The sequence below is a fragment of the Corynebacterium marquesiae genome (assembly GCF_030229635.1).
Lineage (GTDB): Bacteria > Actinomycetota > Actinomycetes > Mycobacteriales > Mycobacteriaceae > Corynebacterium > Corynebacterium marquesiae.
In genome coordinates this window covers 54,673-69,256 of sequence record NZ_JASPII010000013.1, presented here as the reverse complement: position 1 = coordinate 69,256, position 14,584 = coordinate 54,673, and the positions used below count along the sequence as shown (strand labels likewise).

Annotated in this window: 9 protein-coding genes; 6 read left to right on the top strand and 3 right to left on the bottom strand. The window is 60.6% G+C overall.

Translation table 11 applies throughout. The annotated features are described in order from the left end of the window. Positions 1-175: 175 nt before the first annotated feature. On the bottom strand, positions 176-1,543 hold the full coding sequence (locus tag QP971_RS09125; protein WP_284811487.1) for a dipeptidase: 1,368 nt from the start codon (positions 1,541-1,543) through the stop codon (positions 176-178). A gap of 228 nt (positions 1,544-1,771) precedes the next feature. Between QP971_RS09125 and QP971_RS09120 the strand changes: the two genes are divergently transcribed. From QP971_RS09120 to QP971_RS09095, 6 genes are all read left to right on the top strand, one after another. Continuing rightward, positions 1,772-3,742 carry an OPT family oligopeptide transporter gene (locus QP971_RS09120; RefSeq protein ID WP_284787256.1) on the top strand — a complete coding sequence of 657 codons (1,971 nt, stop codon included), beginning with the start codon at positions 1,772-1,774 and terminating at the stop codon, positions 3,740-3,742. A 233-nt stretch (positions 3,743-3,975) separates the two neighbouring features. Then, on the top strand, positions 3,976-5,622 hold the full coding sequence (groL, locus tag QP971_RS09115; RefSeq protein WP_023019954.1) for a chaperonin GroEL: 1,647 nt from the start codon (positions 3,976-3,978) through the stop codon (positions 5,620-5,622). Between the two features lie 465 nt (positions 5,623-6,087). Further along, a complete protein-coding gene (gene ppk2 / locus QP971_RS09110) occupies positions 6,088-6,987 on the top strand; it encodes a polyphosphate kinase 2 (RefSeq protein WP_284787260.1) in 900 nt (299 codons plus the stop codon). Between the two features lie 272 nt (positions 6,988-7,259). Further along, entirely contained in the window at positions 7,260-8,402 is a 1,143-nt protein-coding gene (locus QP971_RS09105; RefSeq protein WP_284791223.1) for an alpha/beta hydrolase, read from the top strand. Between the two features lie 116 nt (positions 8,403-8,518). After that, positions 8,519-9,712: a metallophosphoesterase family protein gene (locus tag QP971_RS09100; protein WP_284811485.1), complete on the top strand. Its 1,194-nt coding sequence runs from the start codon at positions 8,519-8,521 to the stop codon at positions 9,710-9,712. A gap of 66 nt (positions 9,713-9,778) precedes the next feature. Then, the gene (locus tag QP971_RS09095; RefSeq protein ID WP_284791225.1) at positions 9,779-10,165 is read left to right on the top strand and encodes a DUF4073 domain-containing protein; all 387 of its coding nucleotides are present in this window, start codon (positions 9,779-9,781) and stop codon (positions 10,163-10,165) included. 22 nt (positions 10,166-10,187) lie between these two features. On the opposite strand, the gene QP971_RS09090 is transcribed toward QP971_RS09095, so the two are convergent. Beyond that, entirely contained in the window at positions 10,188-14,090 is a 3,903-nt protein-coding gene (locus tag QP971_RS09090) for a Pls/PosA family non-ribosomal peptide synthetase (protein WP_284821768.1), read from the bottom strand. Next, positions 14,091-14,549: a MarR family winged helix-turn-helix transcriptional regulator gene (locus tag QP971_RS09085; RefSeq protein WP_198492088.1), complete on the bottom strand. Its 459-nt coding sequence runs from the start codon at positions 14,547-14,549 to the stop codon at positions 14,091-14,093. It lies immediately after the preceding gene. Between the last annotated feature and the right edge of the window lie 35 nt (positions 14,550-14,584).

Here is a 14,584-nt window from a genome sequence, read left to right as displayed (position 1 = left end):
AGAATCCGGAACCCATTTCGACTCCACACAATCACCTAACCCATGTCAGGTGTTTCCACGACGACTAGAAATCAAGCTGTTTTGCGGCATAAAGAAACCCCGCTCCCCAAGGAGCGGGGTACGCCGCAGTGCCGCGGCGGTAGAAAGGGCCCAGGCTGGGCTAGGGGCGCAAGCCTTAGGAATAGCGCTGCAAGAAGAGTGCTTCCGCGGCGGCGATGTTCTCGATCTCGGTGGGGTCGACGGACTCATTGGCGGAGTGGATCGTGCACTTTGGCTCCTCCACGCCGTAGAGAGCGATCTCCGCGTTGGGGTGAGCTTCCTGCAGTTCGGTGGTCAGCGGAATGGAGCCGCCCATGCCCTGTGCGGCCGTTTCCTTGCCATAAGCCTCAGACAGGCACTCGCCCAGCAGGGCAGCGGCTGGCTTTTCGGGATCAGTGGCAAAGCCAGCGTTGGATTCCAGCACCTCGGCCTTAACATGGGCGCCCCATGGGGTGTGGGCGCGGAGGTGATCACAGACGGCGTCGGCAATCGCGGCGGCATCGGCACCGGCCGGAACGCGCAAGTTGAGCTGGGCGGAAGCGGTGGCGGGCACGGCGTTGACGGCTTCTGCCACCGGGGTGGAGGTAAAGCCGGTCACGGTAATGGCCGGGCGGGACCAGACCATGTTGGCCACCGGGGTGGCACCGGCCGGGTCGTCTTCGCCCATGATCTTGGTGCCCTCCAGTAGCTGCGCGTCGGCGCGGAAGGCCTCGGTCGGGTACTCCTGGCCGGACCACTCGGCGGTGGTATCCACGCCGTCGATAACGGTGCGGCCGTACTCATCGGACAGGGAGTCAATGGCGCGCATCAGCGCCTTGGCGGCATCCGGTGCCGCGCCGCCAAACTGGCCGGAGTGCACGGCGGAGGCCAAGGTATCGACCTGCACGCCAATCTGCGCGCCGCCGCGCAGGGACGTGGTCAAGGTCGGCTGGCCCACAGCGGCGTTGCCCGCATCGGCGATGAGGATGGCGTCGGCAGCAAAAAGCTCCGGGCGGTCCTTGATGAGCTGGGACAAACCCTCGCCACCGCGCTCCTCGGAGCCCTCGATGAGGTACTTCAGGTTCACCTTGGAGCCGCCGTTATTGTCCACCGCGCGCAGAGCGGCCAAGTGCATGGCCACATTGCCCTTGCAGTCGGCGGCGCCGCGGCCATACCAGCGGGTGGAGCCATCGGCGGCCTCGCGCTCGGTAAGAGTGAACGGATCGGATTTCCAAGCCTCGCGGTTGCCGGCCGGCACCACGTCATAGTGGGAGTAGAGCAGCACCGTCTTGGCGCCTTCATCGCCCTTGCGCTCACCCAAGATGGCGGTGGAGCCATCGGCCGTGGTGATGGTTTCCACGCTCACTCCGGCTTCTTCCAGTGCGGACTTAACCCACTGGCTCGCGCTCTTGGTCTGGTCCTCCAGGCCTTCCTCGTCATGGACGGAGTTAAAGGCCACGAGCTCGCTGAGCTGGTGGAAAATGGTCTCGCGATCGTTGCGAATGCTTTCATTAAGTGCAGTCATGTTTTCTACGGTACCCGCCCGCCCCAAGCTATAGAGCAACCGGAATAGGAAAACGCTGGGGTGGTGAACTAAAATTTATTCATTCCACCCTGTGCGGATTTTGTCCGTTCGGACCCTATTCCGGGAAGAAACCGGCGCCAAACAGACAGAAACGGACGTGGCAGGCCGCGGTTTGCTACGCAGGGTGAAACGAGAAACTTTCATAGCCGAGAATAGAAAGGACCTGGCATGGCGAACGCATCATCCGCCGCAGGTTCCAAGGCCTCCCTGCCCGAGCTGACTCTGCGCGGCATTATCATCGGTGGCCTGATTACCCTCATCTTCACCGCTGCCAACGTGTACCTAGGCCTGAAGGTGGGCTTGACCTTTGCTACCTCCATCCCGGCCGCCGTGATTTCTATGGCGGTGCTGCGTCGGTTCAAGGGCCACAACATTAAAGAAAACAACATTGTGCAGACCATTGCCTCTGCTGCGGGCACTCTGTCCGCCATCATCTTCGTCCTCCCGGGCCTGGTGATGGTGGGGTACTGGCAGGGTTTTGGCTTTCTACAGACGGCCGGCGTGTGCATCATCGGCGGCGTGCTGGGCGTGATGTATTCCATCCCGCTGCGCCGCGCTTTGGTCACCGGCTCCGATCTGCCCTACCCGGAGGGCGTGGCCGCGGCCGAGGTCCTCAAGGTGGGCGATGAAAATACTTCCGGCACCAGCCAGGAAGAAAATGCCAAGGGTTTGCGCGTCATCGTCGCCGGCGGCATTACCTCGGCCGTCATGGCACTGCTGGCCGCAATGAAGGCCGCCGCCTCCGAGGTCACCGCCTATTTCAAGCTCGGCGCCGGCGCGACCACCCTGGGCACCAGCCTGTCCACCGCGCTTATCGGCGTCGGCCACTTGGTGGGTCTGCCGGTAGGCATTGCCATGCTGGTTGGCGTGGTGATTTCCTACTTCATTTTGCTGCCCATTTTCACCACCGGCGATATTACGGGCGCCACCGCGCTTGCCGACGTCGTCGATACCACCTTCTCCGATGACATCCGCTTCATCGGCGTGGGCACCATGGCCATTGCCGCCATTTGGACCCTGCTGAAGATCGCCGCTCCCATTGCTGTGGGCATCCGCCAGTCCCTGGCCTCCTCGCGTGCGCGCAAGTCCGGTTCCGTCGTGGACGTCACCGAGCGCGATATTCCCTTCCCCTATGTCGCCACCACCATCGTGGCGTTCATGGTGCCTATCGCGTTGCTGTTGTGGGACTTTGTGCGCGGTACTGATATTCACGACCACATGGCCGTGCTCATTACCGTCTCCGTCCTCTTTACCCTGTTGGTAGGCCTGATTATCGCCTCTGTGTGCGGCTACATGGCCGGCCTGATTGGTGCGTCTAACTCGCCAATTTCCTCCATTGGCATCATCGCCGTGCTCGCTGCCTCGCTGCTCATCGCGGCCGTCACCCGCGGCACCACTGCGGATCCTTTGTCTTTGGTGGCCTACACGCTCTTCACCGCGGCCATCATCTTTGGCATTGCCACCATTTCTAATGACAACCTGCAGGACCTCAAGACCGGTCAGCTCGTCGGCGCTACTCCGTGGAAGCAGCAGGTAGCGCTCATTATCGGCGTGGTCTTCGGCTCTCTCGTTATCCCGCCGATTCTGCAGGTCATGCTCAATGGCTTCGGCTTCCAGGGTATGGAAGGCGCCGGCGAAGACGCCTTGGCCGCCCCGCAGGCCGCCCTGATGTCCTCCGTTGCCTCCGGCATCTTCGATAGTTCGTTGGATTGGAACCTCATCTTCATCGGTATGGCTATTGGCGCTGTCCTCATTATTATTGACGAGCTCCTGCGCAAGTTCACCGATAAGTACTCGCTGTCCCCACTGGCCGCCGGCATGGGCATGTACCTACCGGCCGCCCTGACCATCGTCATCCCCATCGGTGCCATCTTGGGCACCTTCTATGACAAGTGGGCTGCGAAGCAATCCCGCCCGGAGTTTGCCAAGCGTATGGGTACCCTCCTGGCCACCGGCCTCATCGTGGGTGAGTCCCTCTTTGGCGTGGTCAACGCCGGCATCATCGCCGCCGCGGGTGGCGATAGCCCGCTGGAAATCTTCGAGGGCGGCACGGCTGCCACCATCGTCGGCGTGATTCTCTTTATTGTCGCGCTGACGTTCATCTACCGCTGGACCAAGCGCACGGTGAAAAGCGCTTAGTTCCTGATCCATTCCTTAATATAATGGCGTCTCTTCGCGCGGACGCCATTTTTTCTTGCAGTCACGGTGGGAGAGTGCCAGAATGGTCGTTAGCACTCGCACAGTATGAGTGCTAGATAAATCTACATCGTTGTGGTTGAGGTTGGTTCACACTCACCAGCCATGCCGTCGCGGGCGTCCGCAGCGAGAAAGACGTGAGTGTCGTCCTCAATAAACCAAGGAGCACAAACACAATGGCAAAGATTATCGCTTTTGATGAAGAGGCCCGCCGCGGCCTTGAGCGCGGCCTAAACACGCTTGCCGACGCCGTCAAGGTCACCCTCGGCCCCAAGGGCCGCAACGTCGTCCTGGAAAAGTCCTGGGGCGCCCCGACCATTACCAATGACGGTGTTTCCATCGCTCGCGAAATCGAGCTCGAGGATGCTTACGAGAAGATCGGCGCCGAGCTGGTCAAGGAAGTTGCCAAGAAGACTGACGACGTCGCAGGCGACGGCACCACCACCGCAACCGTGCTGGCACAGGCTCTGGTACGCGAGGGTCTGCGCAACGTAGCCGCAGGTTCCAACCCAATGGGCATCAAGCGCGGCATCGAGACCGCAACCAAGAAGGTTGTGGACTCCCTGCTGTCTTCCGCCAAGGAAGTAGAAACCCAGGAACAGATCGCTACCACCGCTGGCATCTCCGCTGCTGACCCGGCCATTGGCGAGAAGATCGCCGAGGCTATGTACACCGTGGGCAACGGCTCCGTAAACAAGGACTCCGTTATCACCGTGGAAGAGTCCAATACCTTTGGTGTTGACCTCGAGGTAACTGAGGGCATGCGCTTTGATAAGGGCTATATCTCCGGCTACTTCGCTACCGATATGGAGCGTCAGGAGGCAGTCCTGGAGGATCCGTACATCCTGCTGGTCTCCTCCAAGATCTCCAATATCAAGGATCTCGTCCCGCTGCTGGAGAAGGTTATGCAGTCCGGCAAGCCGCTGCTCATCATCGCTGAGGACGTTGAGGGCGAGGCCCTGTCCACCCTCGTTGTGAACAAGATCCGCGGCACCTTCAAGTCCGTTGCGGTTAAGGCACCGGGCTTCGGCGACCGCCGCAAGGCCACCCTGCAGGACATGGCTATCCTCACCGGCGGCCAGGTCATCTCCGAGGAGGTCGGCCTCTCCCTCGAGACCGCCGAGCTCGAGTACCTGGGCCAGGCACGCAAGGTTGTCGTCACCAAGGACGAGACCACCATCGTTCAGGGTGCTGGTTCCCAGGAGCAGATCGACGGCCGCATCAAGCAGATTCGTGCCGAGATCGAAAGCTCCGATTCCGACTACGACCGCGAGAAGCTGCAGGAGCGCTTGGCTAAGCTCTCCGGCGGCGTTGCTGTCCTCAAGGTCGGTGCCGCTACCGAGGTAGAGCTCAAGGAGCGCAAGCACCGCATTGAGGATGCAGTCCGCAATGCAAAGGCTGCCGTGGAAGAGGGCATCGTTGCCGGCGGTGGCGTAGCGCTGCTGCAGGCTGCTTCCGTTCTGGATTCCCTGGATGACCTCAAGGGTGATGAGGCTACCGGCGTCAAAATCGTCCGTGAGGCCCTGTCTGCACCGCTGAAGCAGATTGCACACAATGCTGGCCTGGAGCCGGGCGTTGTTGCTGACAAGGTTTCCTCTCTGCCGGCAGGCGAGGGTCTGAACGCTGCTACCGGTGAGTACGTCAACCTCATGGAGGCTGGCATTAATGACCCGGTTAAGGTCACCCGCTCCGCTCTGCAGAACGCTGCTTCCATTGCAGCCCTGTTCCTGACCACCGAGGCTGTCGTCGCCGACAAGCCTGAGCCGGCCGGCGCCAACAACGGCATGCCGGATGCTGACGCCATGGGCGGTATGGGCTTCTAATTTTCCTACACATAGCTAGTAGGCTTTGACCTCGTGCCCCGCAACATGCTTTGGAAAGCATGTTGCGGGGCACATTTGGGTATCTAGCGGACTCGGCACTCTGAGAAGCAGAGCTTCCCCTCAGTTCACTTCCGTAACGGGAGATTAAGCATAGGATGACGAGTATCTACCAGTTCTTCTAGGGTCTCGCAAACACTACGGGTCCTTGTCTGCATATCGAGTTTATTGAATTATCGTGAGGTTTATTCGGCTGCATCGTTGATGCGCTGAATAACCGGCCGAACTGCTCTAGTTATGTTTTTGATCGGGGCTGATAGGTGGGAGTTTTAGGGCTTTGAAAAAGACTCTCCGGTTCGTAAGCCCCATCTTGGGCCTCTGTGCTTTTCTCATAGGGGGGAAGAATTCGAAGGCTGAACTGTGAAGATTCATCGCGCTAGATGGCTACATTCGGGTTACACTTAATGCATGGCTGATATTAAAGACGACGACCTTCCCGAGATCGACCTGGCAGAAACTGACGGCTACGTCGTCGATGGAACCGACGAGGATGACCCTTCGCTGATCATGCCGGATGGTTCCCCGGTTCAGACTTGGCGTGAAAATTACCCCTACGATGAACGCATGACTCGCGATGAGTACGAGTCCGTTAAGCGCGCGCTGCAGATTGAATTGCTGAAGTGGCAGAACTGGACCAAGGAAACTGGTCAGCGTCATATTATTATCTTTGAGGGGCGCGACGCAGCCGGTAAAGGCGGCACTATCAAGCGCTTTAACGAACACCTGAACCCGCGCGGTGCCCGCACAGTGGCATTGGAAAAGCCGTCGCCGCGTGAGTCCACCTCTTGGTACTTCCAGCGTTACATTGAGCATTTCCCGGCCGGTGGTGAAATCGTCTTCTTTGACCGCTCTTGGTATAACCGTTCCGGGGTGGAGCGGGTTATGGGCTTTTGTACCGAAAGTCAGCACGCGGAATTCCTTCGCGAGGTTCCGATGCTGGAGAATATGATTCTGGGCTCGGGTATCTCCCTGACCAAGCTGTGGTTCTCGGTTACTCGTAAGGAGCAGCGCACTCGCTTCGCTATTCGCCAGATTGACCCAGTGCGCCAGTGGAAATTGTCCCCGATGGACTTGGCCTCGCTGGATAAGTGGGATGACTACACCCGTGCTAAGGAAGAGCAGTTCCGTTATACGGATACGGAAGAATCGCCGTGGATTACCATTAAGTCCAACGACAAGAAGCGTGCCCGCATTAACGCTATGCGCTATGTACTGTCCAAGTTCGAGTATACAAACAAGGATCACGAGCTGGTGGGCGAGGTTGATGAGAATATTGTTAAGCGTGGTCGCGACCAGATTGGTGACTAAGCTTGAGATGAATTAGCCACCACGTGGGCGGGAAACTCGGAAACTCCGAGTTTCCCGCTTTTTGTATTAGGGGGTAGTGGGGTGGGTATGGGAAATAGTTTCGGCAGGATTTGTTCTTCCTAAAGGTTCGTTTCCGTGCGGTTATTTTACGGAACCGTAGGTTCCATTATTGGAACTTATTTGTTCTTTATATCGTCACTTAATTAGCATCACTGTTATCTCAATCTCATCTGGGAAAATAATATGAGCTACAACACCACGAGGAGACGGTGATGATGAAGAAGCATATAACCGCTTGCTTGACAGCGGCTGCTGTCATGGCGGCACCAGTGGCGGTATCCGGAACGCTCACAGTTGGCGCAGCTGCTCAAGAGGCACCGGCCCCAGCGGCAGACAAGAAGCCAGATGTATTGGGACGCCCGACCGTCTCTGACAAGCAGGTTTCTGATGAGGACGGCTACTTCGATAGCCAGCGCGGTCAGGGTGTAAAGATCTACTACCGGAAGCAGAAGGTGGCAAACCCACGCGGTGCGGTGGTTTTGGCGCACGGTGTATCGGAGCACTCGGGGCGTTATGATTACGTCGCCAAGCGCTTGCTCGATGCCGGCTACAACGTTTACCGCGTTGACCACCGCGGCCACGGCAAATCCGCCGGCGGCAGCGTACCGATGGGGCATATCGATAATTTCCAGAACATCCTCGATGATTTCGACCGTGTCGTGGACATGGCGAAGGAAGAAAATCAGGGAGTAAAGACCTTCCTACTGGGCCATTCGATGGGTGCGCTGACCGTGGAGGCCTATGGGATTCGCGAGCCGGGCAAGGTAGATGGCATTATCACCAACGGTGGTGGTGCACCGCTGAACCTTTCGGGCAAGAATGTGGCCGGAAAGAATATCACCCCGGATGACATTTCTGAGACCCAGAAGAAGCTCGATCCCACCATCTTTGAGCGCTTGCCGCTAGCCCAGCTCACCAGCTTTAATGCGCACTATGCGCAGAACTTGATTCCGCACCGCACCAAAATCGGCGCACAATCGCCGGAGTGGAGCAAGGACATTCAGCTGTCTAATCCATTTACGGATGGTATCTCCACTAGCCAGGCGGTGAAGGACGAGTATGCCTCTAGCCCGCTCATCGCGCAGAAGACCAGCGCTGGAACCGCCCTGCAGTTGGCGGCGATTGCAACCTATGACGCCGTCAATGCGGACCTCTTTAGCGCACCAACGCTTATTATGCACGGCACTAAGGATGGCATTGTTCCGCCGTACTTTTCCCAGGATTGGTATAACTCTATCTCCTCCAAGGACGTGGAGTATGTGACCTGGGAGGGTCAGAAGCATGAGGTCTTTAATGAGCCGGCCGCCGATCAGGCCCTCGATACGGTGGTTGATTGGCTGGAACGCCACGCCTAAACGGAAGGTTCTCTAGGGAGAATAATCGCTAAAGCTCTTGGCAGGCTTGTTGTGCTTGCCAAGAGTTTACGTATATGTAACCCCCCTTGTTGCCCAGGTCAGATAGAAATAAAGTTATGAAAAACAAACTTTGTGCTTTCTCATCTGTCCTGGCCCTTACCGGAGTCCTGTGTGCACCCATGGCGGCGGCTCAGTCTTCGCTTTCTGGATCTTCCCTTCGCTCGTCTTTGGGGTCGTCGCTTGGCTCTTCTCATGACTTTTCCCAGGGATCCTCTGCAGGAGAGGAGGCGCAACCGAAAGCGGAAGAACGCGAAGGCGTCGACTCGCGGGTGCTGTGGCAGGAAAGCTTCGACGGGGTGGATACCCCGGCATGGTTTACCCACCGCGCGCCGGAGGGGTGGAAGACCGACGTGCACGGCGTGGACTCGGGGGAGGCCCGCTGGAAGGGCTGGGCCTTTGGCAACATGCGCCACTGGACTTGGGCGGTCGGTACCGATATGCGCCACTACTTCACCCAAGCGCATGACACCTTCGCCATCATCGACAATAAGCAGCAGCGCCTAGCCGAAGGCGATTCCATGACCGCGGGTCTAAAGAGCCCGGCCATCCCGGTGGCGGGGCAGGAGCGGGTCAATGTGGAATTCGACCACCATTACCGCCAGGGCAAGGACGGGCAAAATGCCACGGTGACTGTCTCCTTCGATGGTGGGGAAGCCCAGGAAATCGCCGTCTTTGATAAAGACGTCTTCTCCAAGCACGAGTCCATTGGCGTGGACGTGCCGGCCGGCGCAAAGAATATGCAGGTTAGCTTCAGCTACAACAACGGCAATGATGACTGGTGGTGGGCGGTGGATAACGTGGGCGTCGTCAAGCCGCTCGGTGAGCTTCAGAGCTCGCCGCAGGCTATCGTGGACGTGCTTTCCGACGTCCAAGGCGACCCCCAAGACTACAACGACGCGGTACGCCAGTTGAACGGTATGGAGGACAAGGCCGGGGCGCTGGTGCTCAACGGCGACCTCGTGGACGATGGCTCGCAGCAGCAGTGGGATGATTTCTTGGCCGCGCACAGCGAGGTGCCGCACGATTCGGGCAAGGAATTGTGGACCATCGGCAACCACGAAATGTATGGCAAGGAAGGATCTGAGACGTACCTCCAGCGCTTCCTCAAATACTCCGGCCAGGATAAACCGTGGAAGGAAGAGGTAGTTGACGGAGTGCCACTGATTTCGGTGAATACCGAGTTTTATTCCGATATCCTGCGCCACGGCAAGGAGCCGTTCCAGCGCATCAGCAAGGAGCAGCTCGATTGACTAGATGAGCGCCTGGCTTATTGGGATGTTAAGGGCACTCCGGCGTTGGTCTTTAGTCATCCTCTTTTGCCGCAGACGGTATCGATGTCGCATTCGGCGTGGTACCAGAATGACTTTGAGGACCTCGAGGCGCTATCCAATGTGGTTAATAAATACAACAACATCGTGTGGTTTAGCAGCCACAGCCATTCCTCGCTGCACCAAAATAACTGGTGGGGAACCCGCCGCTACGACGGCACCGGCGAGGCCGGCTGCACCGGCTTCCCAGTAGTCAACACCGGCGCCATCCTCAATGAGTACCTGCCGGAAGGCGATAATGACGAGAAAATTGTCAAGGAAAAGGAAGAGGCCTCCACCGGACTGCGGGTCAAGGTCTTTGCTGACCGCGTCCGGGTGGAGGCCTGGGACTTCAAGTCCGGCGAAATGATTAAGTATCAGGACTTCGCGCGGTAGGGCGCAGATTATGGCCGGCGGCCTAGCGCTCCCACGGCTCGATGGGGTTGCCCTGCCACACGGCGTTGGTGGGAACGCGGTCGCCGCGCATAACCAGCGAGCCGGGGCCTACGGTGGAGGCCTTGCCAATCAGCGAGGCAGGCAGCGCCACCGAATGGGAGGCCAGTGTAGATCCGGCCTCGACGGTGACGGTATCCAAGCTCATCACGCGGTCCTGGAAAAGGTGGGTTTGCACCACCGTACCAGGGCCCACGGTGGCGGCCTCACCGACGCGGATGAGGTCCGTTTCCGGGAACCAGTAGGAATCGATCCACGCGCCGCGGCCGATTTCCACGCCGAGGGCGCGTAGCCCCAGGTTGATCTCCCCGGAGCCGTAGGTGTGCTGGAAGAACCACGGCGCGGCGACGACCTCCACGAAGGTATCCTGCAGCTCATTGAGCCAGACAAAAGCGGACCACAGCGGGTGGTCGGCCGCGCGGTGCTTGCCCACGCAGATCCACTTCACAGCGACGGTAACGGCCGTGGCTACGGCACCCATGCCCATGAGCACGAGGCCGGAGAGGAGCCAGGTGAGGGGGAAGCCGAGGGCGTCGAGAAGCGAGTAGTACACGCTTAGGGTCGCGGCGAGCAGCATGGCGGAAAACATCGGTGCCAAAAGGCGCATGGTTTCCACCACGCCGCGGGCGGCCTTGACGGCAAAGCCCGGGTTATAGGTCAGCGCCTCACCCGAGTTAGCGGGGGAGTCCACCTCCACGGTCACGCGGCGCATGCGCTCTGGTGGCGCACCCCACCAGTTGGCGCCGGCCTTCGTCTTCTTCGGGGTAGAAGAAAGAACGGCAACCAGCGAGTTCTTGGATAGCTTGCGGCCGGGTGCGGTGATGCCGGAGTTACCCACGAAGGAGCGCTTGCCCACCTTGGTTTCGCCGGTGCGCATCCAGCCGCCGCCGAGCTCGTAGCCGCCGATCATGGTGTCATCGGCCAGGAAGGCACCTTCTTTGACCTCGGTGAGCTTGGGAATCATGACCGCGGTGGAGATTTCCACGTTGGCGCCAATCTCCGCGCCGAGCGAGCGCAGCCATGCTGGGGTCAGCTGGGAGGCATAGAGCGGAAAGAGCTTGCTGCGAGCCTCGTCCATGAGGCGCTCGATGGCCCACAGACGCCAGCCCGTGACCGAGCGCACGGGTGCCACGCCCGGCCTAATGCCGAGCGAGAGAATGCGTACGCCCAGCCAGGTCTGCAGCATATAGGTGGCAAAGGCCGCCAGTGCGCCGACGGGTGCGAAGAAAACCGCACCGATGAAGCTATCGCCGCCTGTGGAATGCACAAGGGCCAAGACGATGGCCGCGCCTATCGCCAGCGCAACAACCGGCTGGATGGCGAGGAGGACGGAAGTGGCGTCATAGATAGCCACCCACCACGGCCGGCGCTTTGGCGTATGGGACGGGAAGCGATGCTTGGAGCGGCCCACCTTCTTGGCAGGTGAGCCCGACCAGCGCTGGCCGTCCTTGATTTTCTTGCGGCCAGTGACGGTGGAACCGGCCTCCACGTGGGCATACTTGCCCACCACGGTGCCAGGCAGCAGCGTGGAGCGCGCGCCCACGCGGGCGCCTTCCTTGACGTCGATGGCGCCCACATGCAGGATATCGCCGTCCAGCCAATAACCGGAAAGGTCCACTTCGGGCTCGATGGCGGCGTGCTTGCCCAGCGTGAGCATGCCGGTAACCGGCGGCAGGGAGTGCAGATCCACGCCGCGCTTGACCTTGACGCCGAGCGCGCGGGCGTAGTTATTTACGCGCGTGGCACCGGCCAGGGAGCTCGCGCCGGAGGCATTAGCCCAGCGCTCGGCCGCCCAGATGCGCAGATGCGTCGAACCGCCGCGTGGGTAATCGCCCGGCGTGATGCCGGCCGTAATAAGACGCGCGCCGTAGCCGCCGATGGGGATGCGGCCGACGGGGGTGACAAAGACGATGAGCATGGCAATGACCAGCCACCACGGATAGGCCGCGGCCCACTCGAAGCCCAGCGATGCCGCCACGGTGGAGCCCAACATGAGCCAGGCCAGCCAGCTGGATGCGGCCAGCGTCATGACGGGGATCTGAATCAGGGTCTGGGCTAGGCGGGTGCCAAGGGCGACCTTGGTGACCTCGCGCATGGGGACGTCAGCAGCCGCGGGGCGCGGTTCGGCACCGGCGATGAGCTCGGCCAGTGAACCCAGGCGCGGGTGGTCGTAGAGGTCGCGCACCGCCACGTTGGGGTAGCGCTCCCTGATATGCCCCACGAGGGTCGCGGCCGCCAATGAGGTGCCGCCGAGAGAGAAGAAATCGGCGTTCTCGTCCTCCACGGATACGCCGAGTGTTTCTACCCATAGTTCCGCGAGCCACTTCTCGGTCTCGGTCAGCGTGGTCGATTCCACACCCACTCCAGGCAGCGGCCATGGCAGGGCCTTCTTATCCACCTTGCCGGACGTACGCACCGGCAGCTCTTCCATCACACAGATGCGCGGGACGAGCGCGGCCGGCATGGTATCGGCCAGGCGGGCGTGCGCGGCCTCGTGATCGAAGCCCTTGGCTTCATCCTCGAGGGAAACATAGCCCACCAGAACGGACTCGCCGCCCGGGGTCTTCTGTACGGCCACGGCCGAGTTATAGACGTTATCCAGGGCCGCGACATTGGCTTCGACCTCGCCGAGCTCGATGCGGCGCCCGCCAATTTTCACCTGGTCATCTACGCGGCCGACGAAGTACAGTCCGTCTTCCTCTAGGCGCACGTGGTCACCGGTGCGATACGCACGCTGCCAGCCCATCGACTCCAACGGGGCGTACTTCTCCGCGTCCTTCGCCGGATCCAGGTAGGACGCCAGTCCCACGCCGCCAATCACCAGCTCACCGACGCCGCCCATTTCCACAGGCATGCCCTGCTTATCGACGACCACCAGGTCCCACCCATTCAACGGCAAGCCAATGGACACCGGCCGTCCGGGCAGCATTTGCTGCGCACAGGCGACGACGGTGGCCTCGGTGGGACCGTAGGTATTCCACATCTCGCGGTCCTCGGTGGCCAGGCGGTCTACCAGTTCCTGCGAGCAGGCCTCGCCGCCGACGATAAGCAGGCGGATATTATCCAGCGCCTCGGCCGGCCACAGGCCCGCCAGGGTAGGCACGGTGGACACGACGGTGATATCGCGGCGGATGAGCCACGGGCCCAAATCCATGCCGGAGCGCACCAGGGATCGCGGCGCCGGGACCAAGCAGCCACCGTGGCCCCAGGCCAGCCACATTTCCTCGCAGGAGGCATCGAAGGCGACAGACAGGCCAGCGAGCACGCGATCCTCCGGGCCGAGCGGCCCGTGTGGGTGGTTGACCAAAAAGAGGCTGGCCTCGGCATCCACGAAAGCCGCCGCGGAACGGTGGCTCACGGCCACGCCCTTCGGTTTGCCGGTAGAACCGGAGGTGAAGATGATCCACGCGGTGTCTTCTGGGAGCGGGGCATTGGACTCCTCGGCTGGGGCGTCCGGGCGCGCGGAATCGCGCAGGAAGCGGAAGCCTTCATCAGTAAAAACGCCATCGATATCGGCCTCGCCGAAGACCATCTCGGCGCGCTCGTCTGGGTCATCGGCGTCGACAGGCACGTAGGCCGCGCCCGCCGCCAGGGTCGCCAAAATGGCGAGGTAGAGCTCGCGCTTGCCGGAGGTCATCCGAATGCCGATGCGATCGCCCCGGCGCACACCATTGGCGTGCAGCTCGGTGGCCCACAGTTCGACCTCGTGGATGAGTTCGGAGTAGGTGATGATCTCGCCGTCGTCAAGCGCGGCGGCGTCTGGATGCATTTCCGCGGTGGCCGTGATGATGTCCCACAGCGTGCGCGGCCGCGGCGCCGCGCTACCTAGAAGGTACTGCTGCGGGACACGTGATTCGGGTCCTGCCATTTATGCCTCTTCTTCGTCCGCGGCAATGATGGACTTGGCCAACTTACGCAGGTGCTTGAGCTGCTTATTGGTGGACTCATCCAAAGCCTCGTCCTCGGCGGCGGAAACAAGCTCCGCCAAGTCCTTGTGGACCTTTGCGCCCTTCTTGGTAGACGCGACGATCTGGCGGCGGCGATCCTTCGGGTCGCGCTCGCGTTTGGCCCAGCCGCGGTCCTCGAGGGCGTCGATAAGACGCACCATGTCAGAAGCATCAATGGCCAGGGTCTCGGAGAGGTAGGACTGCGACGCGGCATCCGCGTCTACCAGGCAGGTCAGGACCCAGTACTCACGCAGCGTCGTCTGCTTGGTCTGCAAAGCGGCCTCGACGCCGTCGCGGGTGCGACGGCGGAGGCGCTCGAGCTGGAACGACGGGGATTCGAGTAGGGCAGTTGGGATTACAGAATTATTCGTGGAAGCCATACCATCATCATAATCCCAAAAGATTGGTTAAGGCC

Bases quoted from the DNA above. Each gene is read 5' to 3' on its own strand.
- QP971_RS09125 (WP_284811487.1), bottom strand. From the start codon at position 1,543: ATGACTGCACTTAATGAAAGCATTCGCAACGATCGCGAGACCATTTTC.
- QP971_RS09120 (WP_284787256.1), top strand. From the start codon at position 1,772: ATGGCGAACGCATCATCCGCCGCAGGTTCCAAGGCCTCCCTGCCCGAG.
- groL (WP_023019954.1), top strand. From the start codon at position 3,976: ATGGCAAAGATTATCGCTTTTGATGAAGAGGCCCGCCGCGGCCTTGAG.
- ppk2 (WP_284787260.1), top strand. From the start codon at position 6,088: ATGGCTGATATTAAAGACGACGACCTTCCCGAGATCGACCTGGCAGAA.
- QP971_RS09105 (WP_284791223.1), top strand. From the start codon at position 7,260: ATGATGAAGAAGCATATAACCGCTTGCTTGACAGCGGCTGCTGTCATG.
- QP971_RS09100 (WP_284811485.1), top strand. From the start codon at position 8,519: ATGAAAAACAAACTTTGTGCTTTCTCATCTGTCCTGGCCCTTACCGGA.
- QP971_RS09090 (WP_284821768.1), bottom strand. From the start codon at position 14,090: ATGGCAGGACCCGAATCACGTGTCCCGCAGCAGTACCTTCTAGGTAGC.
- QP971_RS09085 (WP_198492088.1), bottom strand. From the start codon at position 14,549: ATGGCTTCCACGAATAATTCTGTAATCCCAACTGCCCTACTCGAATCC.